Annotated in this window: 24 protein-coding genes; 16 read left to right on the forward strand and 8 right to left on the reverse strand. The window is 72.0% G+C overall.

Annotation, left to right across the window (positions count from 1 at the left end):
- The first annotated feature begins 78 nt into the window (after positions 1–78).
- From J2W21_RS16090 to J2W21_RS16100, 3 genes are all read left to right on the forward strand, one after another.
- Positions 79–1335, forward strand: coding sequence for an MFS transporter (locus tag J2W21_RS16090; protein ID WP_307115521.1), 1257 nt, complete (start codon positions 79–81; stop codon positions 1333–1335).
- 133 nt (positions 1336–1468) lie between these two features.
- Positions 1469–2110: an ArsR/SmtB family transcription factor gene (locus J2W21_RS16095; protein ID WP_307115522.1), complete on the forward strand. Its 642-nt coding sequence runs from the start codon at positions 1469–1471 to the stop codon at positions 2108–2110.
- Positions 2107–2319 carry a hypothetical protein gene (locus J2W21_RS16100; RefSeq protein ID WP_307115523.1) on the forward strand — a complete coding sequence of 71 codons (213 nt, stop codon included), beginning with the start codon at positions 2107–2109 and terminating at the stop codon, positions 2317–2319. The genes J2W21_RS16095 and J2W21_RS16100 overlap by 4 nt, the downstream gene beginning before the upstream one ends.
- A gap of 34 nt (positions 2320–2353) precedes the next feature.
- Here J2W21_RS16100 and J2W21_RS16105 read toward each other — a convergent pair whose 3' ends face one another.
- Both J2W21_RS16105 and J2W21_RS16110 read right to left on the reverse strand, forming a co-directional pair.
- Positions 2354–2872, reverse strand: a complete 519-nt coding sequence (locus J2W21_RS16105; protein WP_307115524.1) for an Lrp/AsnC family transcriptional regulator — start codon at positions 2870–2872, stop codon at positions 2354–2356.
- Positions 2873–2918: 46 nt separating this feature from the next.
- The gene (locus tag J2W21_RS16110; protein WP_307115525.1) at positions 2919–4160 is read right to left on the reverse strand and encodes an MFS transporter; all 1242 of its coding nucleotides are present in this window, start codon (positions 4158–4160) and stop codon (positions 2919–2921) included.
- Positions 4161–4245: 85 nt separating this feature from the next.
- On the opposite strand from J2W21_RS16110, the gene J2W21_RS16115 reads away from it, so the two are divergent.
- Complete coding sequence (locus J2W21_RS16115; protein WP_307115526.1) at positions 4246–5229, forward strand: LysR substrate-binding domain-containing protein; 984 nt, start codon at positions 4246–4248, stop codon at positions 5227–5229.
- 41 nt (positions 5230–5270) lie between these two features.
- Here the strand turns inward: J2W21_RS16115 and J2W21_RS16120 are convergent, their stop codons facing one another.
- Together J2W21_RS16120 and J2W21_RS16125 are read right to left on the reverse strand one after the other, a co-directional pair.
- The gene (locus tag J2W21_RS16120; protein WP_307115527.1) at positions 5271–6101 is read right to left on the reverse strand and encodes an aldo/keto reductase; all 831 of its coding nucleotides are present in this window, start codon (positions 6099–6101) and stop codon (positions 5271–5273) included.
- A gap of 56 nt (positions 6102–6157) precedes the next feature.
- Positions 6158–7186, reverse strand: a complete 1029-nt coding sequence (locus J2W21_RS16125) for a nitronate monooxygenase (protein WP_307115528.1) — start codon at positions 7184–7186, stop codon at positions 6158–6160.
- Positions 7187–7249: 63 nt separating this feature from the next.
- Between J2W21_RS16125 and J2W21_RS16130 the strand changes: the two genes are divergently transcribed.
- The 7 genes from J2W21_RS16130 (at position 7250) to J2W21_RS16160 (ending at position 13895) form a co-directional block, all read left to right on the forward strand.
- Entirely contained in the window at positions 7250–8140 is an 891-nt protein-coding gene (locus J2W21_RS16130) for an N-acetylglucosamine kinase (RefSeq protein WP_307115595.1), read from the forward strand.
- A 126-nt stretch (positions 8141–8266) separates the two neighbouring features.
- Positions 8267–9379 carry an ABC transporter ATP-binding protein gene (locus J2W21_RS16135; RefSeq protein WP_307115529.1) on the forward strand — a complete coding sequence of 371 codons (1113 nt, stop codon included), beginning with the start codon at positions 8267–8269 and terminating at the stop codon, positions 9377–9379.
- On the forward strand, positions 9379–10047 hold the full coding sequence (locus J2W21_RS16140; RefSeq protein ID WP_307115530.1) for an ABC transporter permease: 669 nt from the start codon (positions 9379–9381) through the stop codon (positions 10045–10047). Before J2W21_RS16135 ends, J2W21_RS16140 begins: the two co-directional genes overlap by 1 nt.
- Positions 10044–10751 carry an ABC transporter permease gene (locus tag J2W21_RS16145; protein WP_307115531.1) on the forward strand — a complete coding sequence of 236 codons (708 nt, stop codon included), beginning with the start codon at positions 10044–10046 and terminating at the stop codon, positions 10749–10751. The genes J2W21_RS16140 and J2W21_RS16145 overlap by 4 nt, the downstream gene beginning before the upstream one ends.
- Positions 10748–11704, forward strand: coding sequence for an ABC transporter substrate-binding protein (locus tag J2W21_RS16150; protein WP_307115532.1), 957 nt, complete (start codon positions 10748–10750; stop codon positions 11702–11704). The genes J2W21_RS16145 and J2W21_RS16150 overlap by 4 nt, the downstream gene beginning before the upstream one ends.
- 75 nt (positions 11705–11779) lie before the next feature.
- Positions 11780–13000 (forward strand): pyridoxal phosphate-dependent aminotransferase, encoded by a 1221-nt coding sequence (locus J2W21_RS16155; protein WP_307115533.1) that lies wholly within the window; start codon positions 11780–11782, stop codon positions 12998–13000.
- A gap of 31 nt (positions 13001–13031) precedes the next feature.
- Positions 13032–13895: a polyphosphate kinase 2 family protein gene (locus J2W21_RS16160; RefSeq protein ID WP_307115534.1), complete on the forward strand. Its 864-nt coding sequence runs from the start codon at positions 13032–13034 to the stop codon at positions 13893–13895.
- A 14-nt stretch (positions 13896–13909) separates the two neighbouring features.
- On the opposite strand, the gene J2W21_RS16165 is transcribed toward J2W21_RS16160, so the two are convergent.
- Both J2W21_RS16165 and xseA read right to left on the reverse strand, forming a co-directional pair.
- Complete coding sequence (locus J2W21_RS16165; RefSeq protein WP_307115535.1) at positions 13910–14149, reverse strand: exodeoxyribonuclease VII small subunit; 240 nt, start codon at positions 14147–14149, stop codon at positions 13910–13912.
- Positions 14142–15527, reverse strand: a complete 1386-nt coding sequence (gene xseA, locus J2W21_RS16170; protein WP_307115536.1) for an exodeoxyribonuclease VII large subunit — start codon at positions 15525–15527, stop codon at positions 14142–14144. Before xseA ends, J2W21_RS16165 begins: the two co-directional genes overlap by 8 nt.
- 175 nt (positions 15528–15702) lie before the next feature.
- Between xseA and J2W21_RS16175 the strand changes: the two genes are divergently transcribed.
- Together J2W21_RS16175 and J2W21_RS16180 are read left to right on the forward strand one after the other, a co-directional pair.
- Complete coding sequence (locus tag J2W21_RS16175; RefSeq protein WP_307115537.1) at positions 15703–16536, forward strand: hypothetical protein; 834 nt, start codon at positions 15703–15705, stop codon at positions 16534–16536.
- 10 nt (positions 16537–16546) lie between these two features.
- Positions 16547–17632 carry a 4-hydroxy-3-methylbut-2-enyl diphosphate reductase gene (locus J2W21_RS16180; RefSeq protein WP_307115538.1) on the forward strand — a complete coding sequence of 362 codons (1086 nt, stop codon included), beginning with the start codon at positions 16547–16549 and terminating at the stop codon, positions 17630–17632.
- A 466-nt stretch (positions 17633–18098) separates the two neighbouring features.
- Here J2W21_RS16180 and J2W21_RS16185 read toward each other — a convergent pair whose 3' ends face one another.
- Positions 18099–19427 carry a DNA recombination protein RmuC gene (locus J2W21_RS16185; RefSeq protein ID WP_307115539.1) on the reverse strand — a complete coding sequence of 443 codons (1329 nt, stop codon included), beginning with the start codon at positions 19425–19427 and terminating at the stop codon, positions 18099–18101.
- Positions 19428–19514: 87 nt separating this feature from the next.
- Here J2W21_RS16185 and ychF point away from each other — a divergent pair, with 87 nt between their 5' ends.
- A complete protein-coding gene (gene ychF / locus J2W21_RS16190) occupies positions 19515–20600 on the forward strand; it encodes a redox-regulated ATPase YchF (protein ID WP_307115540.1) in 1086 nt (361 codons plus the stop codon).
- 169 nt (positions 20601–20769) lie between these two features.
- Here ychF and J2W21_RS16195 read toward each other — a convergent pair whose 3' ends face one another.
- Entirely contained in the window at positions 20770–21522 is a 753-nt protein-coding gene (locus tag J2W21_RS16195; RefSeq protein ID WP_307115541.1) for a hypothetical protein, read from the reverse strand.
- Between the two features lie 167 nt (positions 21523–21689).
- Here J2W21_RS16195 and J2W21_RS16200 point away from each other — a divergent pair, with 167 nt between their 5' ends.
- Both J2W21_RS16200 and J2W21_RS16205 read left to right on the forward strand, forming a co-directional pair.
- Positions 21690–24101: a phosphoketolase family protein gene (locus tag J2W21_RS16200; RefSeq protein ID WP_307115542.1), complete on the forward strand. Its 2412-nt coding sequence runs from the start codon at positions 21690–21692 to the stop codon at positions 24099–24101.
- A gap of 281 nt (positions 24102–24382) precedes the next feature.
- Positions 24383–26155, forward strand: a complete 1773-nt coding sequence (locus tag J2W21_RS16205) for an ABC transporter family substrate-binding protein (RefSeq protein WP_307115543.1) — start codon at positions 24383–24385, stop codon at positions 26153–26155.
- Positions 26156–26273: the final 118 nt, after the last annotated feature.

Raw genomic sequence — 26273 nt, forward strand, 5'->3', positions numbered from 1 at the left:
GGAACGGATTTTGATCATCGTGGTCAACAGGGGCCGGACCAGATGATCCTCAGGGCCATTCTGCCCGAACGTGAAGCCATGACCCTGATTGCCGAGCTGCGCATGCGGGCGCCCGCGGCCCGGACCGGCTGGGACGCCACGCGCACCATGCGGCTCGTGCTGTCCGGAGCCGTCCTCTTCCTGCTCCTCGTCGGCGCGAACCTCGCGACCCCCTTGTACGCGGGCCTGCAGCAGCGCCTCGGCTACGGCAGCTTCGGCACCGCGGTCGCGTTCGCGAGCTACGTCGTGGCCCTCGTCGGGGTCCTCGTGAGCGCCGGCCACTGGTCCGACCACCTGGGGCGCCGCGCGGCCATGGTCCTGGCCGTCCTTCTCGGCATCGCGGGCAGTGCCGTGTTCGCGTCCGCGGGCTCGCTCGTCCAGCTCTGCGCCGGCCGGGCACTGCAGGGGATGGCCGTAGGCCTGGCCACCGGGGCCTGCGCGGCGGCCCTGCGCGAGCTGCTGCCGCACCGGCCCGAGTGGGCCTCGCGGTTCACGCTGCTCGCCTCCTCGGGCGGGGTCGCGCTGGGGCCGCTCCTCGGCGGGGCCCTGGCCCTCGCCCCGGGTGGCGCGGCCGTGCCGTTCCTCGTCCACACCGCCGCCCTCGCGGCACTGCTGGTACCCCTCGTGCTCGTGCGGGCCCGCCCCGCCCCGCAGCTTCCCGCGGGCGGCCGGCATGGCCGGGTGCTCGCTCCGCGCAGCCTCCGCGGCGCCCTCCCAGCGCCGCCGGCACGGCGCTCGTTCTGGGTCGCCGCGGCCACCGGCTTCCTCAGCTTCGCCGTGTTCGGCTACCAGCTCGCCCTCTCGCCGGGCGTCTTCGCCCGCGCGTTCGGCCTCGCGTCCCCGCCCCTGCTCGGGGCGCTCGCCGGGCTGACCCTCGCGTCCTCGGCGGTGAGCCAGGTGCTCGCCCCGGCCGGCCGGCGTCGTGCCCCGGCGGATGGGCCGCTGGGCCTCGCGCTGCTCGCGGCCTCCCTCGCCGCCCTCGCGTGGGGCACCGCCACGGGGAGCCCGGCCGTCCTCGTCGTCGCGAGCGTGGCGGCGGGCGCGGGGCAGGGCACCGCGTTCCGGGCGGGGTTCGACGCCGTCGCGGGGTCGGTGCCGGCGGAGGAGCACGCCCGCACCGTGAGCCTGCTCTATGTCGTGACCTACCTCGGAAGCGCCGTTCCGGTGGTGGGACTCGGCGCGATCGTCGGGGCCGTGGGCCTGGGGCCGGCGGCCGTCGGCTTCCTGTGCGCTTGCGCCGCGGCGGCGGCCCTGCTCGCTGCGACCTCCCTGCCCCGCCCCGCGCGGGGGCGCTGACCCGGCCCCGTCCGCCGGCGCGCCAGGGGGGCCGGGGGAGGCGGGGAGCGGAAGGCCAGCAAAGGAAAGACTGCAAAGAAGTGCTTGCAAAGAAGTGCTTGCAAAGGACTCTTTGCGAACCTATCCTCGAAGAGTGGAGACAACCCCAGGTAGCGGCACCCCCGGCCCCAAGCGGACCGTCGACGTCGCCTCGCTCAAGGCCCTCGCCCATCCGCTGAGGGTGCAGATCCTCGACACCATCTCGCGGCTCGGCCCCCAGACCTCGGGGACCCTGGCCGAGATCCTGGGCGAGTCCACGGGGGCCACGAGCTACCACCTGCGCCAGCTCGCCCGGCATGACTTCCTGCGGGAGGTCGAGGGCCGGGGCTCGGCCCGCGAGCGGTGGTGGGACCGCCCCAAGGGCAGCCTCCAGATCGTCACGCGCGAGCTCGCCGACGACCCCGCGACGAGCGAGGCCGCCCACCTCGTGAGCCGGGAGTTCGAGCACCACAGGGCGGCCGCCCTCGCGGACTTCATGGAGCGCGGCTGGCTCGAGGAGCCGTCCGACTGGTCGGATTCGGCGCTGGTCAGCACCTCCAATGTCCGCCTCACGGCCGCCCAGCTCGCCGAGGTCTCGGCCAAGCTCGAGGCCTACGCCGAGGAGCTCCTCGCCCCGTACCGCGGGCAGGACGGCGCCGAGGGCGTCCGCCCCGTCCAGGTCCACATCAACGCCTTCCCCCTCGCCGCCGGCAGGCCCGCCGCCGCGGCCCCGCACACCCCCCAGGAGAAGCCATGAGCACCGCCGCCATCGCCCGTCCAGCAGCCCGTCCCGCCCATCGCACCGCCGCCGAGGAGCTCGCGCTCCGGCTCGGCGAGGCCCTGGTCGCCTGGGCGGAGCGCCCCCGCCGCGGCGGGATCGACGTCGAGCGCCTCGCGCAGGCGGAGGACCGGCGCGCCGACGCCCGCTTCGCCGAGCCGCTCGGCCTGCACCACTGGCTGCGCTAGACCCACGCCCGCAGGAGCCGGTGGGGCGGAGGACTCAGTCGGGCAGCGGGCCCCTGCCGGGGATCTGCTCGAAGACGAGCGTCGTCTCGGTGTGCCCCACCACCGGATCGGTCGTCAGGTGGTCCAGGACCCAGTCGCGCAGCTCCTCGGTGCTGCCCACGGCGATGTGCAGCAGGTAGTCCACCGCACCGGAGGTGTGGAACGTGGCCAGCACGCCCGGGAGCTGCGGCACCCGGGAGGTGAAGGCGTCGATCTGGTCGCGGTCGTGCGCGCGCAGGCGCACCGAGATGAGCGCCTGCACGCTGCGCCCCACCGCCGAGAGGTCCACCTTGGCCTCGTACCCCGTGATGATGCCGCGCTCGGAGAGCGAGCGCGTGCGCATGAGCGCCGTCGAGGGGGCGATGCCGACCATCTCGGCAAGCTGCTTGTTCGTCATCCGGGCGTCCTCGACGAGGGCGGCGAGGATCCTGCGGTCGACCTCGTCGAGGGGCTCGCCGCCCGGAGGATGGTGCCCGGCGGCGGGCTGCGGTCGGCCGGGGCTCGGCGTGGTCACGGGTTTCCTCCTCGGTTGGGGCCTGCCCATGATATGTGAGCGGAGCTCAGCGGTCGGAGGGATGCACCGCCCAGGAGGCGACCGCCGTCGTGAGCGCCACCCCTGCGACGCCCAGCACGAGCGCGGCCCAGCCCCCCGCGTGGAACACGAGCCCCCCGGCCCAGCCGAGCAGGCTCGAGCCGCCGTAGTAGCCGAGGTTGTACAGGGAGGCGGCCTGGGCCCTTCCCGCCGGGGCGAGGGCCCCGGTCCAGCCCGAGGCGATCCCGTGGGCGGCGAAGAACCCCGCGGTGAACACGAGCAGGCCGGCCAGGACGGCCGGGAGCGATTCCGCGACCATCGCGACGGCGCCTGCCGCCATCGCGGCGGTGCTCGCCACGAGCACGGTGCGGCGGCCCCAGCGCTCGCTGAGCCGCGCGGCGAAGCCGGAGCTGAAGGTCCCTGAGAGGTAGGCGACGAACACGAGGCTCGCCAGGCTCGCCGGGAGCCAGAACGGCGCCGCCTCGAGGCGGAAGCCCAGGTAGTTGTAGACGGCCACGAAGGAGCCCATGAGCAGGAATGCCTGCGCGTAGAGCATGAGCAGGCGGACGCTGCGCAGCTGTGCGGCGAGCCTGCGCACCACCGAGGCCGCGGCGGCGCCGATCCCGCCCGGCGCGCGCGGGGCTGGGGAGAAGCCCCGGGCCCGCGGGGCGAGGATGATGAAGGCGACGGCCGCCCCCGCCCCGAGCACCGAGACGGCGATGATCCCCAGGCGCCACCCGATCAGGTCCGCGAGCGGGCCGGCGACGAGGCGCCCGGCGAGGCCGCCCACGGTGGTGCCGGCGATGTAGGTGCCCGCGGCCACGGCGGCGTGGGCCCTGCTGACCTCTTCGCTCAGGTACGCGATCGCGATCGCCGGGACGGAGCCGAGGGCCACGCCCTCGAGGAAGCGCAGGGCCAGGAGCGCCTCGAAGCTCGGGGCGAGCGGCCCGGCGAGTCCGAGCACGGTCGCCGCGAGGATGCCCCAGCGCATGGCCCCGACCCGGCCGATCCGGTCGGCGACGAACGACCACGGCAGGACCGCTACGGCGAGGCCCATCGTCGCGAGGGAGACCGTGAGGGCCGCGCGGGCCGGGTCGATGCCGAGCTCGGCGGCGAGGCGGGGGAGGAGGGCCTGGGGCGAGTAGAGCTGGGCGAAGGTGGCCACGCCGGCGAACGCGAGCGCCAGGATGAGCCGCCGGTAGCCGCGGCTGCCCTTCGGGTGGCCCTGCCATCGTGCCGCTGCTGGTGCTGTGCCGGGGCCTGCGCTCATGCCTTCCACCCTAGGAACGCCGCGATGCATGCGTCCAATACACTTGTCGACAGAATGCATGGCGCGAACGCATAGGTGGTGTGCGATGACCTCAGCCAGGCCGCCGGCCCCGCTCCACGGCGAGCTCGCGAGGCTCCTGCCGCTCCTTCCCGTCCTCGACGCTGTCGGCCAGACCCGCCACGTCACCGCGGCGGCCGAGCTCCTGGGCGTGCCCCAGCCGACGGTGAGCCGGGCGCTCGCCCGGGCGGCCGGCGTCGTCGGCGCCGAGCTCGTGCGGAAGGAGGGCCGCGGCATCAGGCTCACGGCTGCGGCGGAACAGCTCCTGCCCGCCGTCCGGACGGCCCTCGAGGAGCTCCAGCGCGGCCTCGATGCGCTCCACGAGCGCGCGCACCAGGCCCGCGGCCTCGTGCGGCTCAGCTTCCAGATGACCTTCGGCGAGTCCGCCGTGCCCGTGTTCGTCAGCGGGTTCCGGGCGGACCACCCTGACGTGCGCTTCGAGCTCATCCAGGGCTCCCGCCAGCACTGCCTCGACACCCTCGCGGACGGCCGGGTGGACCTCGCGATCGTCTCCCCGCGCCCGGAACCCACGCGGGACGTGGACAGCGCCACCCTCCACGTCCAGGGCGTGCGGCTCGCGGTCCCGGCGGGGCACCGGCTCGCCGGGAGGGCGTCCGTGCGGCTCGCCGAGGTCGCGGACGAGCCGTTCGTCGCGCTCGAGCGCGGCTTCGGCATGCGCAGCATCCTCGACCGGCTCGGGCGCGACGCCGGCTTCCGGCCGGACATCGCGTTCTCGGGCCAGGATTCCCGCACGCTGCTCGGGCTCGTCTCGGCGGGGCTGGGCGTGGCGCTCGTGCCGCCCTCGAGCGCGGGGCACGGCGCCGTCTACGGCTCGACGCGCCACGGCGAGGCGCTCGGCTGGGCCGAGCTCGCCCTCGAGGACGAGGGCGCGTTCCGCGAGATCGGGCTCGTCTGGCCGCGGATCGTCGGCGAGCCGCCGCAGGTGCGCCTCTTCCGCGAGCACGTGCTCGCGCTCGACGCCGGCCTGCTCGCCGACGCGTTCGGCCGCTAGGCCGCCCTCGCGCGGGCCCGGCCACGCCGGCGCCGGAGCGCTCAGTGCCCGAACGTCTCCGGATCGGCGGCCTCGGGCCCGTGTCCGTCCAGCGCGTCCAGCGCGGCGAGCTCCTCGCGCGTGAGGTCGAAGCCGAACACGTCGAGGTTCGCCGCGAGCCGCTCGGGGTGGGCCGACTTCGGGATCGCCACGAGTCCCTGCTGCGTGTGCCAGCGCAGCACGGCCTGGGCCGGCGTCACCCCGTGCGCCTCCGCGGCAGCGACCACCGCCCGCTCGGCCAGCAGCTCCTGCCCGCGCCCGATCGGCGTGTAGGACTCGGTGACGGTGCCGTGGCCCAGATTGAACGCGCGGGCCTCGTGCTTGACCCAGTACGGGCTGATCTGGAGCTGGTCGACGTCCGGCGCGACCCCGGTCGAGTCGATGAGCCGCTGCGCGTGCGCGGGGAAGAAGTTGGACGTCCCGATCGAGCGGACCTTGCCCTCCGCCCGAAGCCTGATCAGCCCCTCCCAGGCCTGCACATAGGTGTCCTGGTCGGGGTTGGGCCAGTGGATGAGGAACAGGTCCAGGTACTCCACGCCCAGCCTGCGGACTGCGTTCTCCCAGGCGGTGCGGACGCCGTCGGCGCTGTGCCACTCGCGGTTGAACTTCGTGGTGATGAACACCTCCCCGCGGTCGAGGCCGGAACGGCGGATGCCCTCGCCGACGCCGGCCTCGTTGCCGTAGTTCTCCGCGGTGTCGACGTGCCTGTAGCCGAGCTCGAGCGCGGCCGCGACGACGTCGGCGGCCTGGGCGTCGTCGAGGGGCCAGGTCCCGAGGCCAATTTGCGGGATGTGGTGTCCGGACGGAAGCGTGATGAGCGGTGCCGTTTCCATGGGCCCAGCCTATGACTCCAGCGGCGGATGCGGACCTGGCCGATCGGCGTGCGGGGTCAGCGCCCGAAGCGGGCCACCACGTCCGCGGCCGGCTCGTCCCGCGCCGCGCGCCAGCCGGTCCCGGCCCACAGGCTCGTGCGCTCGGGGCTGCCGGCGCGCACCGAGGCCGCCTTCATCGGGGCCGTGAGGTGGTGGAGCACTGGATAGGCTGCCGGCGCGTCGGGGAACCTGCGCATGAACCCGTTCTCGAGACCGCGCGCCCACTTGCCCGAGAAGGCGCGGGTCGTGGCCGTCCGCGCGAAGTCCGGGGCCGCGAGGGCTGCCCGGTGCACCGCGTTCGTCCCCGCCTCCGGCGTGCGCACGAACGCGGTGCCGAGCTGGACCGCGGCCGCCCCGGCGTCCCGGGCGGCCGCGGCCGCCTCGGGCGTGCCGATCCCGCCGGCGGCCACCAGCGGCAGCCGCGCACCCGCCGCCGAGAGGGCGGCACGGACGGCGGCGACGAGCTCGGGGAGGGTGCCCGCGAACGCCGGCAGGCCGAGGAAGGCCCCCGAGTGGCCGCCGGCATCGGGGTGCTGGACGACGAGGGCGTCCGCGCCGAGCTCGGCGGCGGCGACCGCCTCCTCGGGGCCCGTGACGGTCTGGAGGACGAGTGCTCCCGCAGCCTGGAGGGCCGTCACGGCGCTCCGGGCCGGCAGCGCGAACGTGAACGAGACTGCAGCCGGGACCCGCCCGAGGAGGAGATCGAGCTTGGCCGGGTACCCGTCGTCGTCCGTCCAGCGTGGCTCCGGCACGTCCGCTCCCACGGCGGCGGCCTCGGGCAGGAGCCGTTCCCGGAAGGCGAGGACGGCGTCGCGGTCCGCCTCGGCGGGACCCGGCACGAAGAGGTTGACGCCGAACGGCCGGGCGCCGTCCATCGCGTCGAGCTCCGCGGCGAGCGCCTCGGGCGTCTTGTAGCCGCCCGCGAGGAACCCCAACCCGCCGGCGGCGCCGACCGCCCGGACCAGGTCGGGCCGGCTCGGCCCTCCCGCCATGGGTGCGGCGACCACGCCGCCTCCGAACAGGTCCACCGGCAGCGTCGCATCCATGCGCCCACCCTACGCGGTCAGTAGGCTGGGCAGGTGAGCATCCAGACCCCCTCGGCCGGCCCCATGATCGGCCTCGACATCGGCGGCACCAAGACCCGCGGCATCAAGGTCGTCGACGGGGAGGTGGTGGCCGATCTCGAGGTCGGCAGCGCCAACGTCCAGAACGTGAGCCGCGAGACCGCGGCAGCCAACCTCGCCGAACTCTTCGCGCGGCTCGACGCCGCGGACGCCGCCCTCGTCTTCGCCGGGGCCGGCGGCATCGACACGGCGGCCGACGCCGAGGCGCTCGCCTCGCTGATCCGCCCGCACGTGCCAGCCGCGAGGGTCGAGGTCGTCCACGACTCGCGCCTCCTGCTCGCCGCCGGCGGCGCCCGGACCGGGGTGGCGGTGATCGCGGGGACCGGCTCGGCAGCCTGGGGGACGAACGCCGCCGGCGAGGAGGCCCGCGCCGGCGGCTGGGGCTATCTCCTCGGCGACGAGGGCAGCGGGTACTGGCTCGGCCGCGAGGCCGTCCGCTACAGCCTCCACCGCATGAACCTCGGCCTCGAGCCGGATGCCCTCACCCTCGGCCTGCTGACGGCCACCGGGCTCGCCGAGCCCGGGGAGCTCATCGCCCACTTCCACTCGCCCGAGACGGGCAGGCGCTACTGGGCGCAGCAGTCACGTGTGGTGACGCAGGCCGCCGACGCCGGGCACGCCGGCGCCCGCTTCCTGATCGACCAGGCCGCCCACGACCTCGCGCGGATGGCCGCGCAGGTTGCCAACCAGCTCGGGATCGACGGCCCCGTGATCCTCGGCAGCGGGCTGGGGATGAACGTCCCGCGGCTGCAGGAGGGGTTCCGAGCCGCGCTCGCCGAGCAGGGCATCGACGACGTGCGCGTGCTGGACCGCGACCCCATCTTCGGCACGATCGAGCTCGCCGCCGGCGCGGACGGGGGAGAACCCCTGCCGTGAGCCTGAACGGCCGCCCGACGGACATGGGGCGGCGGACTCCGCAGCACGCCGGGGCCCGCGGCGTGCTGCGCTGATAGGCTCCCCTCAGCACGCCGAGACAGACCGTCAGCGACCATTGAGGTGTACGTGTCCGATCCCATGATCGAGTTCCACGAGGTGAGCAAGGTCTACGGCGGCCTCAAGGCCGTCGACCGCCTGAGCCTGAGCGTGCCCCGGGGGCAGATCACTGTGTTCGTGGGGCCCTCCGGATGCGGAAAGACGACGTCGCTGCGCATGGTCAACCGCATGGTCGAGCCCTCCTCCGGGACCATCACCGTGGACGGCCGCGACGTCGCCGCCGAGCCCGCGCCGCTCCTGCGCCGGTCCATGGGCTACGTCATGCAGGCGGCAGGGCTCATGCCCCACCGCACGGTCGTGGACAACATCGCCACGGTCCCGCGGCTCAACGGGGTCTCCCGCGCCGCCGCCCGGGCCCGCGCACGCGAGCTGCTCGACGTCGTCGGGCTTCCGCAGGACCTCGGCGGCCGGTACCCCGCCCAGCTCTCCGGCGGCCAGCAGCAGCGGGTCGGGGTGGCCCGCGCGCTCGCCGCCGACCCGCCCGTGCTGCTCATGGACGAGCCGTTCAGCGCGGTGGACCCCGTGGTGCGCCACGAGCTCCAGCAGGAGCTCGTGCGACTGCAGCGCGACCTCGGCAAGACCATCGTCTTCGTCACCCATGACATCGACGAGGCCGTGCTCCTGGGCGACAGGATCGCGGTGTTCGCCGTCGGGGGCCGGCTCGCACAGGTCGCCGCCCCCGAGGAGCTCCTGCGCGCGCCGGCGGACGACTTCGTCTCCGGCTTCGTGGGGCGCGACCGAGGCTTCCGCCACCTGGGCTTCTACGACGACTCCGGGCTCGCCGTCGAGCCCGCCGAGACCATCCGCGCGGCGGACGTCCCGTCGGGCCGGGCGGACGAGTGGGCCGTGGCGCTGGGCGCCGACGGGCGCCCGGTGGGCTGGGCGGGGCCCGCGTTCCCCGGCACCCTCGTCAGCGGCGGCTCCCTCCACCGCGCCGGCAGCACGCTGCGCTCCGCCCTCGACGCGGCGCTGTCCTCGCCGTCGGGCCGCGGCGTCGTGGTGGACGACACCGGCCGCCTCCTCGGCACCGTCGGCGCCGCCGAGGTGATCGCGCACGCCGACCGGCGCCGGACCGAGTCCCAGCGTGCCCGCGCCGCCGCCGTCCCGGAGGGCGGCGCCTGATGGAGTGGGCGGTCGCCAACCTGGGCCGGATCCTCTCGCTCACGGGCCAGCACCTTCTCCTGGCCCTGGTCCCGCTCCTCCTCGGGCTGGTCATCAGCCTCCCGCTCGCGCAGGCCGTCCGCCACCGGCGCGCCTGGCGCACCGGACTGCTGACCCTCAGCTCCGTCCTCTACACCGTTCCCTCGCTCGCACTGTTCATCATCCTCCCGGTGGTCCTCGGCACGAGGATCCTCGATCCCCTCAACGTGATCGTGGCGCTCACCGTCTACGCCGTCGCGCTCCTCGTCCGGTCCGCGCTCGATGCCCTCGACTCGGTGGACGGCGAGCTGAGCCTCGCCGCCGAGGCGCTCGGCCACACCCCGGCGACCCGCTACTTCCGGGTCGACCTGCCGCTCTCGCTGCCGGTGCTCGTCGCAGGGCTGCGCGCGGTGTCGGTGAGCAACATCTCCCTCGTGAGCGTCGCCGCGCTCGTGGGCATGCCCAACCTCGGCGTCCTCTTCACGGAGGGCCTCCAGCGGGGCTTCATCACGGAGATCGTCGTCGGACTCGTGGCGATCCTCGTCCTGGCCCTCGTGATGGACCTCGCCCTCGTGCTGGCGGGGCGGCTGCTCTCACCGTGGGCCCGCCTCGTGGACGGCGCGGGGCAGCGGAAGGCGGCACGCTCATGAACCTCCTCGCGCAGACCTGGGCGTGGCTCACCGACCCGATGAACTGGAGCGGGTACTCCAGCATCCCGGGCCGGCTCGGCGAGCACATCTTCTACACGGTGCTCACCCTCGCCATCGCCGCGGCCATCGCCCTGCCCATCGGGGCCTACGTGGGCCACACCGGCCGAGGACGCGTGCTCGTGGTCGCCGCTGCGGGCGCCCTGCGGGCAATTCCCACGCTCGGGCTGCTGGTGCTGTTCGTGCTGCTCGCCGGGATCGGCCTGATGCCCCCGATCTGGGCCCTCGTCATCCTCACCATCCCGCCGCTCCTCGCGGGGACCTACTCGGGCATCGCCGCAGTGGACCCCGTGGTGGTCGACGCCGCGCGGGCCCAGGGGATGCGCGAGTACCAGGTGCTGCTGCAGGTCGAGCTGCCCAACGCGGTCCCGGTCATCTTCGGCGGCGCCCGCGCGGCGATCCTGCAGGTGATCGCGACGGCGACCGTCGTGGCCTACACCAACCTCGGCGGACTCGGCCGGTACATCTTCGACGGCCTGGCCCTCTCCGACTACCCCCAGATGCTCGGCGGCTCGGTGCTCGTGGCCGCCCTCGCCGTCGTGACCGATCTGGTCCTGGGCACGCTCCTGCGCGTCCTGGGACCGCGCACGTCCTCCGCGCTGGAGGCAGCAGCCCCCGCCGCGGCCGTTACGGAAGGAATGCCATGACCCAGCACCCCCTCACCCGCCGCAAGGCGCTGGCCGCCGCGGCGGCGGGCCTCGGCCTGACCCTGGCCCTGAGCGCCTGCGGCGGCTCCTCGAACCCCCTCAGCACCGGCAGCGCGGCGCCCGCCAGCTCTGGCGGCGCCGGCAAGGCCCTGGTCATCGGCTCGGCAGACTTCACCGAGAGCCAGATCATCGCCGAGCTGTACGCCGGCGCCCTCAACGCCGCGGGCGTGCAGGCCACGACGAAGCCCAACATCGGAGCCCGTGAGGTCTACTACAAGGCCGTGCAGGACGGCTCCATCGATGTGGTCCCCGACTACACCGGCAACCTCCTGCTGTACGTGGACCAGAAGGCCACCCAGGTCTCGGCCGCCGACATCGCCGGGGCGCTGCCCGGCAAGCTCCCGCAGGGCCTCGCGATCCTCGACCCGGCCAAGGCCGAGGACAAGGACGCCATGGTCGTCACCAAGGCCACCGCGGCCAAGTACCAGCTCAAGAGCCTCGAGGACATGGCCAAGGTGTGCGGCGACCTCGTGATCGGGGCGCCCGCGACCTTCGAGAAGCGCGCCTACGGCCTCCCCGGGCTCAAGGACAAGTACGGCTGCGCCCCCAAGCAGTTCCAGCCGATGAGCGACGGCGGCGGCCCCGTCACGCTCAAGGCCCTCCTGTCCAACGACATCCAGGTCGCCGACATCTTCACGACCACCCCGTCGATCGCCGACAACGATCTCGTGGTGCTCGACGATCCGAAGAACAACTTCATCGCGCAGCAGGTGGTCCCGCTCGTGCGGACGGACACCGTCACGGACAAGGCCAAGTCCGTGCTCAACGCGGTCTCCAAGCAGCTCACCACCGACGACCTCGTGAACCTCAACCGGGCCGTCAGCGGGAACCAGAAGCAGTCCCCGGCCGACGCCGCGAAGGCGTGGCTGAAGGAGAAGGGCCTCGCCTCCTGACCCTTCCCGGGGCACGCCACAGGGTGTGAGCAGCATCGCACAGGTGCCGCCCACGCCCTGTGGCATATTGGGGGAATGGCCCAGTTCACGCAGTCCTCCAAGCTCCACAACGTCCTGTACGACATCAGGGGCCCGATCCTGGAGGCTGCCCAGCAGATGGAGGCCGAGGGCCACCGCATCCTCAAGCTGAACATCGGCAACCCGGCACCGTTCGGCTTCGAGGCGCCGGACGCCATCCTCGTGGACATGATCCGCCACCTCCCGCACGCCCAGGGCTACAGCGACTCGCGCGGCATCTTCTCGGCCCGCACGGCGGTCTCGCAGTACTACCAGACACGCGGCATCCAGAACATCCACGTCGACGACATCTACCTCGGCAACGGCGTCTCCGAGCTCATCACGATGTCCCTCATGGCGCTGCTCGAGCAGGGCGACGAGATCCTCGTCCCGATGCCCGACTACCCGCTGTGGACGGCCTCGGTGTCGCTGGCCGGCGGCCGCGCCGTCCACTACCTGTGCGACGAGGACCTCGACTGGGAGCCCGACCTCGAGGACCTCGAGTCGAAGATCACCTCGCGCACCAAGGGCATCGTGGTCATCAACCCGAACAACCCCACCGGGGCGGTCTACTCGGACGCCACGCTCCGCCGGATCGTCGAGCTGGCCGAGAAGCACGGCCTGATCATCTTCGCCGACGAGATCTACGAGAAGATCCTCTACGAGGACACGACGCACACCAACCTCGCGGCGTTTACCGGCGAGGACGTGCTCTGCCTGACCTTCTCCGGCCTGTCGAAGGCCTACCGGGTCTGCGGCTACCGCGCGGGGTGGATGGCCATCTCCGGCCCCAAGAAGGAGGCAGCGGACTACCTCGAGGGCATCAACCTGCTGGCGAACATGCGCCTGTGCGCCAACGTTCCGGCACAGCACGCGATCCAGACCGCGCTCGGCGGCTACCAGAGCATCAAGGACCTCATCCTCCCCGGCGGCCGGCTGCTCGAGCAGCGCAACAAGGCGTACGAGATGCTCAACGCGATCCCCGGGGTCTCGACCAAGCAGGCCAGGGGTGCCCTGTACCTGTTCCCGCGGCTCGACCCCGAGGTCTACCGGATCCGCGACGACGAGAAGTTCGTCCTCGACCTGCTGCGCGACCAGAAGATCCTCCTCTCCCACGGCCGGGCCTTCAACTGGCACGCTCCGGACCACTTCCGCATGGTCACGCTGCCGGCCGTGGCGGACATCGAGGAGGCCATCAGCCGTATGGCAGACTTCCTGAGCAGGTACAGGGGCAACTGACCCCGGACGGGTCTGACGGCGAGGGGGCCGCATGGGCAAGCGCAAGGCGGGGCACGGCTTCACCGAGGCACCCGAGGACTTCCTCGTGGTCGGCCCGGACTTCCGGCTGGACCGCATCGACCCCGCCGCGACCCCCGGCTTCACGGGGGGCAAGTCCGACGGCGAGGCGATCCTCGCACAGCGGGATCCGCACCTCGCCGACCTGCAGGAACGCCTGTTCGCGGAGGGCAAGGGCGGCGGGACCCGCTCGCTCCTGCTCATCCTGCAGGCCATGGACACCGCCGGGAAGGGCGGAATGATCAGCCACGTGGTCGGTGCCGTCGACGTCCAGGGCGTCCAGCTCGCCGCGTTCAGGGCGCCGACGGACGAGGAGAAGAAGCACGACTTCCTGTGGCGCGTCGAGAAGCAGCTGCCCGGCCCGGGGATGCTGGGCTGCTTCGACCGGTCCCACTACGAGGACGTCCTCATCCACCGCGTCCACAACTGGGCCGACGCGACCGAGCTCGAGCGGCGCTACTCCGCCATCCAGGACTTCGAGGCGCACCTGCACGCGTCCGGCACCGAGATCGTCAAGGTCATGCTCCACATCAGCCGGGAGGAGCAGCGCCGCCGCCTCGCCGCACGGCTCGACGATCCCACCAAGTACTGGAAGTACAACCCCTCGGACCTTTCCGAGCGCAAGCTCTGGGGCTCCTACATGGACGCCTACCAGATCGCGATCGAGCGCACGAGCACGCCCTATGCCCCCTGGTACGTCGTCCCGGCGGACAACAAGTGGTACGCGCGGATGGTGGTCCAGGAGCTCCTCGTCGCCGCGCTCGAGCGGATGGACCCGCAGTGGCCGGCGCCGGCGTTCGACATCGAGGAGCAGAAGGAGCTGCTGGCGCAGAGCTGACCGCGTCCCGGGGCCTAGGCTTCGGCCGCAGCCCCCGCCGAGGTGCCCTCGCCGCGCGCGGCGTCCAGCCGGCGTCGTGCGCCCTCGAGCCATTCCTCGCAACGGTTCGCGAGAGCTTCGCCCCGCTCCCAGAGCGCGAGCGACTCCTCCAGGCTCACCCCGCCGGCCTCGAGCCGGGATACGACGGCGACGAGCTGCTCGCGCGCCTGCTCATAGGAGAGGTCCTCGAACGTCTCCTTGGTGTCCTCACTCATCGGTCGGTCCTTCCTGCGGGGCTGCGGTCTGGGGGGCTGCGCCGTGGGGCGCGGGGTGGGTGATGTCCGCCAACTGGCCCTCGCTGCGGGCCGCGATGGTCCCGCGGGCGAGCCTGACCCGCAGCGCGGTCCCCGTGGGGGCGTCCTCGGGGGCGCGCACCACGGCGGCGGCCGGCCCATCGAGGATCTGGACGACCGAGTAGCCGCGGTCTAGGGTCTGCTGCGGTGAGAGGGAGCGGACCTGGGCGCGCAGGTGGGCGACGGCGTCGGCCGCGCGGGCGACGGCGCCGCCCACAGCGGACCGCGAGCGCACCCTGAGGCGCTCGAGCTCCTCGTGCCGGGTGTCCACCATGGTCTGCGGCGCGGCCAGCACGGGCCGGCTCCGGATCGAGGCGAGCCGGTCGGATTCCCGCTCGACGAACAAGCGCACCTGCCGGTCGATCCGGTCGCGGCACTGCCGCACGCGCAGGAGTTCCTCGGCCACGTCCGGCACGATCCGCTTCGCCGCATCCGTGGGGGTCGAGGCGCGCAGGTCGGCGACGTCGTCGAGGATGGGCCGGTCAGCCTCGTGCCCGATGGCGCTGACGACAGGGGTCGCGGCATCGGCCACCGCCCTGACGAGGGACTCGTTGCTGAAGGCGAGCAGGTCCTCGAGCGAGCCGCCGCCGCGGGCGATCACGATGACGTCGACCTCCGGTCGGGCATCGAGCTCCTTCAGCGCCGCGAGGACCTCGGCCACCGCGTTCGTGCCCTGGACCGCGACCTCGCGGACCTCGAAGGCGACGGCGGGCCAGCGCAGGGCCGCGTTGCGCATGACGTCCTTCTTGGCGTCGGAGTCGCGGCCGGTGATCAGGCCGATCCGGTGGGGGAGGAGCGGCAGGCGCTTCTTTCGCTCCTCGGCGAAGAGCCCCTCGGCGCCGAGCGCCTGGCGCAGGTTCTCGATGCGGGCCAGCAGGTCACCGAGCCCCACCGGGCGCATGTCCCGCACGGCCATGCTCAGCCGGCCGGTCTTCAGCCACATCTCGGGCTTGACGAGGGCCACCACGCGGGAGCCGCGCTGGACCGGCTCGCGGAGCCGGGCCATGACGGTGCCCCAGGCGGAGGCTGGCAGGGAGATCTCGGCGTCGACATCGCGGAGCGTCATGTAGGCGGTCTGGCCGCGGCGCGTCATCTCGATGACCTGCCCCTCGATCCACACGTGGGGCGAACGCTCGATGTGCTCCTTCAGCTTGCGGGAGAGCACATGGAGCGGCCAGGGATTCTCGGGGCTGGTGTCAGAGGCGCGTGCGGGCAGGGTTGAGGCCTGGCCCTCGCCTGTCCCGTCCCGGGCCTCGTCGCCGGCTGCTCCCGCCGGGTCCGGGCGGGCGGTGCTGCTCATGGCGTCTGGGCTCATGGAATCTGGGGATGCTTCCATCTCTGCCACCATAGTTCACCACTATCACGCCCCTCCGACACTCCGGCGGCCTCAGCGGCCCGCAGCGGCGGCGGCCCGGCGTCGCGGGAGGTGGCATCGGCGTCGCTAGGATGGTGGCGTTGCCGACCCCGGGAAGTCCATGCGCTCCGTTTTCTCCGCCCTGTCCATCCTGCTCGCCGTCGTGCTCACTGCGGCCGCCGTCCCCTCGCTGTGGATCGACCGCAACGTGGTGGACGAGGGCGGGTTCGTCCGCCTGCTCGAACCGCTGCGGAGCGATTCCGCGTTCCAGTCCTCGCTCGCGACCTCGCTCGGGACCACCGTTGCTTCGGCCTCCGGCGTCCCCCAGGCTTTCCAGCCGGCGGCGACGCGGCTGGCGAACGAGATCACGAACGGCCTGACCACGGACCCGGGCTTCCCCGCGGCCTGGGACGAGACGCTGCGCGAGAGCCACCGGCTGAACTTCACCCAGGCCGCGGCGTCGACCTCGGCGTTCACCCTCGAGCTGCGTCCCTTCGTCGATGTGCTGCTCAAGAGGCTCGGCTCGAGCCTCGGCGTGCAGGCGGGCCAGGCGCCGAGCATCCAGGTTCCGGTGGGCACAGCGCAGCAGCGCTCCTGGCTCACTGCCGCCCAGGAGGCGGCCTCGTACGCCTGGCCCCTCACGGTGGGCGCCGTGCTCGCCTTCGCGCTCGGGCTCCTGTTCGCACGACGCCGGGGGGTCGCCCTCGGCTGGTCGGGCCTGGGCCTGCTCCTGGTCGCCGCCGTCCTCGCAGCGGGGGCCTTCCTGGCCTCCGGCGTGGCCTCGGCGCAGGGCGGGTCGGGGAGCGTCGCCACCGTCTTCGCGACGCGGGCGGGGAAGCTCTTCGCCGACTCGTTCCTGCCGTGGGCGGGGGTCGTGGCCCTCGTGGGGGCCGCCTGCCTCCTGCTCGCGATCGCGCTCGGCGTCCTGCGGCGTGGGGTCCGCGGCCGCCGGTAGCATGGAAACCATGAGTGTCACCTCGGTTCCCCTGTCCATGCCCACGGTCCCGCGGCGGCGCCGCGCGCCTGAGGACGTGGCCGCCGCGGTTCCCGTCTCCGGCGAGAAGAAGGTCCTGCTCGCCGCCCCGCGGGGGTACTGCGCAGGGGTCGACCGGGCCGTGATCGCCGTCGAGAAGGCGCTCGAGCACTACGGGGCGCCCGTGTACGTGCGCAAGCAGATCGTCCACAACCGGCACGTCGTCGAGACCCTCGAGGAGCGCGGCGCCGTCTTCGTCGAGGAGACCGACGAGGTCCCCGAGGGCGCCCTCGTAGTCTTCTCTGCGCACGGGGTGAGCCCCGCCGTCGTGCGCTCCGCCGAGGAGCGCGGGCTGCGGACCATCGATGCGACGTGCCCGCTCGTGACCAAGGTGCACCGGGAGGCCGTCCGCTTCGCCCGGGACGACTACGAGATCCTGCTCATCGGCCACGAGGGCCATGAGGAGGTCGAGGGCACGTACGGCGAGGCCCCGGAGAACACCCAGGTGGTGAACTCGCCCGAGGAAGCCGACACCATCCAGGTCAAGGACCCGGACAAGCTCATCTGGCTCTCGCAGACCACGCTCTCCGTCGACGAGACGATGGAGACCGTGCGCCGGCTGCGTGAGCGTTTCCCCAACCTCCAGGACCCGCCCAGCGACGACATCTGCTATGCGACCTCGAACCGCCAGGCGGCGATCAAGAAGATTGCCCCGCAGGCTGACCTCGTGATCGTGGTCGGATCGGCCAACTCGTCGAACTCGGTCAGGCTCATGGAAGTGGCCCTCGAGTACGGCGCGAAGGCGGCCTACCGGGTCGACTTCGCCAACGAGGTGGACGAGTCCTGGTTCGAGGGAGTCGAGACGATCGGCCTGACCTCCGGTGCTTCCGTCCCGGACGTGCTCGTGCAGGACGTCCTGCGGCTCGCCGCCGAGTACGGCTACGGCACCGTCGAGGAGGTCGTCACCGCGGAGGAGGACATCCTGTTCTCGCTCCCCAAGGAGCTCCGCGCCACCCTGCGCGATGCCGGCGATGCGAGCCGCGGCCTCGGCGGTCGAGGGCGACGCCCCCAGAGCTGACGCCGAGGTCACCCCGTGGGGCGCCGAGGTCACCCCGTGGGGCGTCGACGTCACCCCGTGGGGCGCTAAGGGCGGCAGGGGGAGTAGGTCCGCGGGTTCCGGCTCACCCACCGCTGGCGACGCCGACCCGTGAGAAGTGCCTCTTTCCACCAGGAGTGCCCGAAAGCGGCACTTGCCGACGAAAACGGCACTTCCGCGGCCGATGACCTGTGACGTCGTCCCGGTCGGGGCGTCCAACACCCGACGTCGCGGTCCCGTGGGGTGACGTCGCGGTCCCAAGGCCCGACGTCGAGTTCCCACGGCGTGACGTCGCGGTCCCAAGGGGTGACGTCGACGGCATGGTCCCCCTGACGTCAGGCTCAGGCCCCCGGCGACCCGGGCGCCCAGCCCGCGGCCGGGCGCCTCGGTACCCGCCAGAGGCAGGCGGGGCGCCTCGAACCCGCCCGGCTGAGTTCGCGGGCCGAGGTCAGGCCGAATGCATCCGTGAGCCGTCCTCGCCGTCCTCGAGGTCCCGCCCGGCGTCCCCACCGCCACCGCTCCCCGCCGGGACGCCTCCGAGCGTTCCCGGCAGCGCGGTGATCCCGTTGTCCTTCCACAGCTGCTCGTCGAGCAGTTCGCTTGCACTCAGGACGCGGGGTGTGGTCTCGACGGGCGGCAGCTCCGGCAAAGTCTCGGGGGAGCCGAGGTCGAGGGCGCTGATCCGGCGCGCGGTCGGGAGGACCCGCGACTCGAGCGCCCCGATGAAGGCGTTGTACCGTTCCACGGATCCCTTGAGGGAGGACCCGAGGCGGGCCACGTGGCCGCCCATCGTGCTCAGCCGCCCGTAGAGCTGCTGGGAGAGGTCGAACAGCTCGCGGGCGTTCTCGGTGAGCAGCTCCTGCCGCCAGCCGAAGGCGACACCCTTGAGGAGGGCCATGAGCGTTGCGGGGGACGCGAGCGCCACGTTGCGCCCGAAGGCGTAGTCGAGGAGGCCGGCGTCGGCCCGGAGGGCCTCGGCGAGGAAGGACTCTGCGGGAAGGAAGCAGACAACCAGTTCTGGACTGGACCCGACGGCCTCCCAGTACTTCTTGCTGCCCAGGGCGTCAACGTGCGCCCGCAGTGCCTTGGCGTGCTCGGCGAGGTGCCGGTCCCGCTGCGCGATGCCCGCGGGGCTCTGGTCCTGCGCATGCTCCTGGGCCTTGAGGTACGCCCCGAGCGGGACCTTGGAGTCGACGACGATCTGCTTGCCGCCCGGCAGCTGCACCACGAGGTCGGGCCTGACCGCCCCGCCGTCGCCCGAGGTCGAGACCTGTTCCGCGAAGTCCACGCGGTCGAGCATCCCCGCAGCCTCCACCACGCGGCGGAGCTGGATCTCGCCCCACGTGCCGCGGGAGGAGTTGTTCGCGAGGGCCGCAGTCAGGGCGTGCGCCGACTGCAGCAGCGCCGCGTCCGAGGCCCGCGCATCCTGCAGCTGCTGGGCGAGCTGGCCGAACTGCTCCACCCGGTCCCGCTCCAGCACGGCGACGGCGCGCTGGACGGCGCTGAGCTTCTCGGCCACCGGGGCAAGGGCATGGAGGACGGTGTTCTCCTGCTCGTCGATCGAGGTCAGGGCGGCGTTCTGCCGCGCCAGGAGGTCCCGCTCCGCTCCGGCCGCGGCCAGCGCTGCCTCCGCCGACGCAAGGCGGGACTGCAGCGCGGGGAGGTCGCCGCCGTCGTGCGCGGCCTGCCGCCGCTGCCGGGCGGCCCCGGCCAGCGCCCCGAGCACGAAGGCGAGCAGCGCCACGAGCACCATCACGAGAATCTGCGTTCCGTCCATGGCCCCACTGTTGCATGGGCCACCGACAATTCTCGGCGGGCGCCGCCGGCGGAGGGACCGGCACCCGCGCCGGTATGATGGATGACCGTGGCTCTCACTATCGGAATCGTCGGTCTCCCCAACGTCGGCAAGTCGACGCTCTTCAACGCCCTCACCCGCAACCAGGTTCTCGCGGCGAACTACCCGTTCGCCACGATCGAGCCGAACGTGGGCGTGGTGAGCCTCCCGGACCCGCGCCTGGACACTCTCGCCCAGATTTTCGGCAGCGCCCGCATCCTCCCCGCGACCGTCTCCTTCGTGGACATCGCCGGCATCGTCAAGGGCGCCTCCGAGGGCGAGGGCCTCGGCAACCAGTTCCTGGCCAACATCCGCGAGGCCCAGGCGATCGCCCAGGTCATCCGTGTCTTCGACGACCCCGACGTGGTGCACGTGGACGGCAAGGTGGACCCGCGCTCCGACATGGAGACCATCAATACCGAGCTGATCCTCGCCGACCTGCAGACGATCGAGAAGGCCCTCCCGCGCGTCGAGAAGGAAGTCAAGATCAAGAAGCGCGAGGCCGCCGAGCTCGCCGCCATCGAGGCCGCGAAGAAGGTCCTCGAGCGCGGCGACACGATCTTCTCCTCGATCGCCTCCGACAAGCTCGACATGGAGCACCTCAAGGAGCTCAACCTCCTCACCGCCAAGCCCTTCATCTACGTCTTCAACGCGGACGAGGGCATCCTCGGCAGCCCGGAGAAGCAGGCGGAGCTGCGCACCCTCGTGGCCCCGGCCGACGCCATCTTCCTCGACGCCAAGCTCGAGGCCGACCTCGTCGAGCTCTCCGAGGAAGAGGCCCGCGAGATGCTCGAGATGAACGGCCAGGACGAGTCCGGCCTGGACCAGCTCGCCCGGGTCGGTTTCCACACCCTCGGCCTCCAGACCTACCTCACGGCTGGCCCGAAGGAGGCCCGCGCCTGGACCATCCGGCAGGGCGACACCGCGCCCCAGGCCGCCGGCGTGATCCACTCCGACTTCCAGCGCGGCTTCATCAAGGCCGAGGTCGTGCACTTCCAAGACCTCGTCGACGCCGGGTCGATGAGCGAGGCGAAGGCCCGCGGCAAGGTCCGGATCGAGGGCAAGGACTACGTGATGGCCGACGGCGACGTGGTGGAGTTCCGCTTCAACGTCTAGTCGCGGCCCGGCTGGAAGCCCTTCAGCCCAGCTAAGCGGCGGTGGCAGCGCCGGCTGCGCCCCGGTGTCTTGTGACATCGGTCCGGCCTGCCACCGCCGCTTGGCCCTTACCCAGACGGCACGGCCCCGAACGTACCGCTTCTCGGCAGATCCGTTCCGGAGGGCGCCGTCAAGCGCCCCACGGGAGGGCAGCCGGGACGGGCGTCCTCTGCGCGATCGCGGGGGAGAGGGCCTGCGGATCCAGAGTGCGCCGCTCCCGGACGGCGTCGGCGTACAGGTGAGGCTGGTGGAGGTGCCCGCGGGCGAACGCGGTCACGCTGTCGCCGGGCTCGTCGGCGCTGGACAGCCTCGCCGGGCCGTCGGGGCATTCCGGAGCGAGCGCGAAGGCCATGAGGAACGCGCCGGCGCGCTCCCGCAGGTCCCTTTCCGCGCTCAGATAGTCGGTCGTGACGAGGGCCGCCGTCCCTTCTTCCGGCGAATCCGCGGGCCACTCGCCGGTCTCGAACGCGGTGAGCGCGGCCGGCAACGTGCTCTCACGCAGCCCGGGGTCGTCGTCGGTGCCGCTGACCGCGTCGAGCACCTCCCGGTAGGCGAGGGCGTTGGCAACGTCTGCCTTCAAGGCGGCGCAGGCCGACGGGAGCGCGGACCAGTCGCTGCCGCGGACGCCCCGGTGGTCCTCGACCGCGGCAGCGAGCCTCTCCACCGCTGCGCCGACGTGGTGCCGGGCTGGCCGCGCCGCGCGCGGGAAATCCTCCAGCAGCAGGTGCACCGCGGCATCCGGGAGGAGGCCGAGGGCGGTCATCGAGGTGGGCTCGTCGGTGGGCCAGAACGTCCCGTCGAACCGAAGCAGCGTCCCGGTCTCGGGGTCGGAGAGCGGACAGAGCAGGGACAGGGCAGCGCGGTAGTCAGGAGCATCGCTCATGGTGTGACCGTTCCCACAAGCCCGGCCCGGCAAACGTGGCCGCCGAACGCGCCCGGCAAACGGTCATGCTCCCGGACACGATCGAGGCAACCTCGCTAGGCTGGGCAGGGACCGGCCGCGGGCGCCAGGCGTCCCGCGGATGCCGATGCCGAAGGCGAGCCTGAGCCATGACAGCCACCGACGCAGCAACGACACTCACAGACGAGCGCCTCGAGGACCTCCACCGCTGGTGGCGCGCCGCGAATTACCTCTCGGTCGGCCAGATCTACCTCCGCGACAACCCGATCCTGCGCGGGCCGCTCGAGTCCGCCCACGTCAAGGCGCGCCTGCTGGGCCACTGGGGGACCACCGCCGGCCTGAACTTCATCTACGCCCACCTCAACCGGGCCATCATCGAGCGCGACCAGGCGATGCTGTTCGTCACCGGCCCGGGTCACGGCGGTCCGGCCAACGTCGCCAACGCCTACCTCGAGGGCACGTACTCGGAGATCTACACCCGCTTCGGCGACGACGAGGACTCCCTGCGCGAGCTGTTCCGGCAGTTCTCCTATCCCGGGGGCATTCCGAGCCACGCGGCACCCGAGACGCCGGGCTCCATCAGCGAGGGCGGGGAACTGGGCTACTCGCTCGCGCACGCCTTCGGGGCGGCGTTCGACAATCCGGACCTCGTGGTCGCGTGCGTGGTCGGCGACGGCGAGGCCGAGACGGGGCCGCTGGCCACGAGCTGGCAGTCCACCGCCTTCCTCGATCCGGCGCGGGACGGGGCCGTCCTGCCGATCCTGCACCTGAACGGGTTCAAGATCGCCAACCCCACCGTCCTCGCGCGGCGCCCCGAGGAGCAGGTCCGCAAGTACTTCGAGGGGCTCGGGTACGCGCCGCGCTTCGTCACCGTGACCGACCCCTCCGCGCAGGCCCAGGCGCACCGGGACTTCGCCGCTGCGCTCGACGACTGCCTCGAGGGGATCGCCGCGATCCAGCGCCGCGCCCGCGACGCGGGGGAGCGCCCGGCAGACTCGGTGCCGGAGCCCTGGCCCATGATCGTCTTCCGCTCCCCGAAGGGCTGGACGGGCCCGGCCACGGTGGACGGCAAGCCAGTTGAGGGCACGTGGCGCGCCCACCAGGTTCCGCTCAGCGCCGTCCACGAGAACCCCGAGCACCTGGCCCAGCTCGAGGAGTGGATGTGCTCCTACCGCCCGGAGGAGCTCTTCACGCACGACGGCGCCCGCTCGCCCGAGCTGGCCAGGCTCGCCCCGCGCGGTGACCGCCGCATGAGCGCCACGCCCTACGCCAACGGCGGCCGGCTGCTGCGCGACCTGCGCCTCCCCGAGCCGACGGCGCACATGGTCCCGGTGGAGGCGCCCGGCGTCGTGCGTGCGGGGGCGATGGCCAACCTCGGAGGCTGGCTGCGCGAGGTGATCCGCGCGAACCCCACGGACTTCCGGCTGTTCGGCCCGGACGAGACCGCCTCGAACCGGCTGCAGGACGTCTACGAGGCCACGGACAAGGTCTGGCAGGAGCGGATCGAGGACGTGGACGAGCACCTGGCCCGGGCGGGCCGGGTCATGGAGGTCCTCAGCGAGCACCTGTGCCAGGGCTGGCTCGAGGGCTACCTGCTCACGGGCCGGCACGGCGTCTTCACCTCCTACGAGGCGTTCGTGCACATCGTGGACTCGATGTTCAACCAGCACGCCAAATGGCTCAAGGTCCACCGCGAGCTGGCCTGGCGCATGCCGGTGGCCTCGCTGACCTACCTGCTCTCGAGCCACGTGTGGCAGCAGGACCACAACGGCTTCTCGCACCAGGACCCCGGCTTCATCGACCACGTGGTCAACAAGAAGGCAGAGGTGGTGCGCGTGTACCTCCCGGTGGACGCGAACACCCTCGTCTCCACGATGGACCACTGCCTGCGGAGCCGCGACTACGTCAACGTGGTCGTTGCCGGGAAGGCCCCGGCCCTGCAGTGGTTCGGGCCGGAGGAGGCCCGGCTGCACTGTGCGCGGGGGATCGGGATCCTCGACTTCGCGGGCAGTGAGGTCCCCGGCGAGGAACCGGACGTGGTGCTCGGCTGCGCGGGCGACGTCCCCACACTGGAGGCCGTGGCCGCAGCGCAGATGCTGCGCCGGGACCTCCCGGACTTGAAGGTGCGCGTGGTCAACGCCGTCGACCTCATGCGCCTCCAGGACGAGCGCGAGCACCCGCACGGGCTCCCGGACCGGGAGTTCGACGCCCTGTTCACCACCGACCGGCCGGTCGTCTTCGCGTACCACGGCTACCCGTGGCTCATCCACCGCCTCACCTACCGGCGTGCGAACCACCGCAACCTCCACGTGCGCGGCTACATCGAGGAGGGCACGACGACGACCCCGTTCGACATGGCGATGCTGAACCGGATCGACCGGTTCCATCTGGCGATCGATGTCCTCGACCGCGTCCCTGGCCTTGCGGAGCGCTGCGCGGGCCTGCGCCAGCGGTACCAGGACGATCTCGCGCAGGCGCGGGCGCACACGCGCGAGTTCGGCGAGGACCCCGCGCCGATCCGCGACTGGGCCCTGGGGGAGGGGCCCCGCTCGAGTGATTGACGGCCCCGACCTACCGCGGCGTAAGCGCGCGCTCGGCAGGCCGGGAGCGATTGGGAAGTGCCAATCGCGGTCACAATCGAGACCCCCGCCTCCAGAACATGAAAGATATGTTGCATCTTGATAACGACGCTGATCTGAAACGGAACTTTCGTAGCCACCCCGCTCAGCGGCGGGCTAGTCTGTCGGTCATGTGAGGCGCGCCACGCCATCCGCTGGGGAAGGCGGGCCCGCCTGCGGCCGGGGTACCGGCACACGTCTACAGAAGCACTAGAGGAGGCGGAATGCGTTTCGGGCGTATTTCCAAGGCGGTGGGCGTCACCGCGGTTGCCGCGGTCGCGCTCAGCGCCTGCGCGACCCAGGGCGGCGGTTCGAACACCAGCACCGCATCGGCCGGCGCCAAGCAGGGGGGTACCGTCACGGTCGTCGAGGTGAACGCGTTCAACACGTTCAACTCGAACACTGCTGACGGCAACACCGACATCAACTCGAAGATCAGCTACCCGACGCACTCGGGGTTCTACTACATCGACAACAAGCTGAACGTCGTCCACAACGACAAGTTCGGCAAGCTCGAGAAGGTCTCGGACTCCCCGCTCACCGTCAAGTACACGATCAACGACGGTGTGAAGTGGTCCGACGGCACGCCCGTCACCGCCTATGACGTCGCGCTCCAGTGGGCGGCAGCCTCGGGCTGGTACGACGACGCCAACCCCAAGGCCAAGACCGGAACCTCCTACTTCTCGACGGCCGGTGACACCACGGGCCTGAACAACACGGAGTTCCCGGAGGTGTCCTCCGACGGCAAGTCGATGACCCTCAAGTACACCCAGCCGTTCGCCGACTGGGAGATCGCGCTCGGCTCGGTCGTGGACATCCCCTCCAACGTCGTGGCCAAGCACGCCGGCCTCTCCGACGGCAAGGGGCTCTATGACCTCATGAAGGGCCTGAAGAAGGGCGACCCGGCGAAGCCGCAGCCTGCGAATGAGACGCTCAAGAAGGCCGCCGACTTCTACAACACCGGCTTCGACACCAAGACGCTCCCGAGCGACACGAGCCTGTTCCTCTCGAACGGCCCGTTCATCGTCAAGGACATCGTTCCGGACCAGTCGATGACCCTCGTGCGCAACAAGGACTACAACTGGGGCCCGACCCCGAACGTCGACTCGATCGTCGTCCGCTACATCGGCTCCTCGCCCGCCCAGGTCCAGGCCCTCAAGAACGGCGAGGCGGACATCATCGCCCCGCAGGCCTCCGCCGACACGATCGAGCAGCTCAAGGCCATCCAGGGCGTCACGGTCGACCAGGGCAACCAGCTCTCCTACGACCACCTCGACCTGAACTACTCGGGCCCGCTGGCCGACAAGGATGTGCGCACCGCGTTCATGCTGACGGTCCCGCGCCAGGACATCGTCGACAAGATCATCAAGAAGCTCGATCCGAACGCCAAGCCGCTCGACTCGCAGATCTTCGTCCCGCAGCAGGCGGCGTACGCGGACACCGTGAAGAACAACGGCTCGGCTGACTTCCAGCAGGTCAACATCGACAAGGCCAAGCAGCTCCTTGCCGGCAAGACCCCGACGATCCGCATCATGTACAACAAGGACAACCCGAACCGCGTGGACGCGTACACCCTCATCGCCGCCAACGCGACGAAGGCCGGGTTCAAGATCGTCGACGGCGGCCTCGGCAAGTCCGACTGGGGCAAGGCGCTCGGCAAGGGCGGCTACGATGCCACGATCTTCGGCTGGATCAACCCGGGCGTGGGCGTCTCCGGCGTCCCGCAGATCTTCAAGACCGGCAACGGCTCGAACTTCAACCAGTTCTCCGATCCCGAGGCCGACAAGCTCATGGACCAGCTGATCCAGACCACGGACCAGAGCAAGCAGGTTGACCTCGAGAAGCAGATCGACCAGAAGATCTGGGCCTCTTCGTACGGCCTGCCGCTGTTCCAGTCCGTGGGGGTGGACGCCTACAGCGACAAGGTCACCGGCGTGAAGTACATGCCGAACCAGACCGGTGTCTGGTGGAACTTCTGGGAGTGGGCTACCAAGTAGCCCCTCGGAGTTCTGATGCGCAGCGGAGCGCCGGGACCGAGCTCGAAGGTCCCGGCGCTTTGCAGCGCCCCCGGCAGATCCCGCCACCTGCCGACGGGTGCCGCGCCGAACGCGTGGC

Source organism: Sinomonas atrocyanea, assembly GCF_030811715.1.
In the GTDB taxonomy this organism is placed as follows: domain Bacteria; phylum Actinomycetota; class Actinomycetes; order Actinomycetales; family Micrococcaceae; genus Sinomonas; species Sinomonas atrocyanea_A.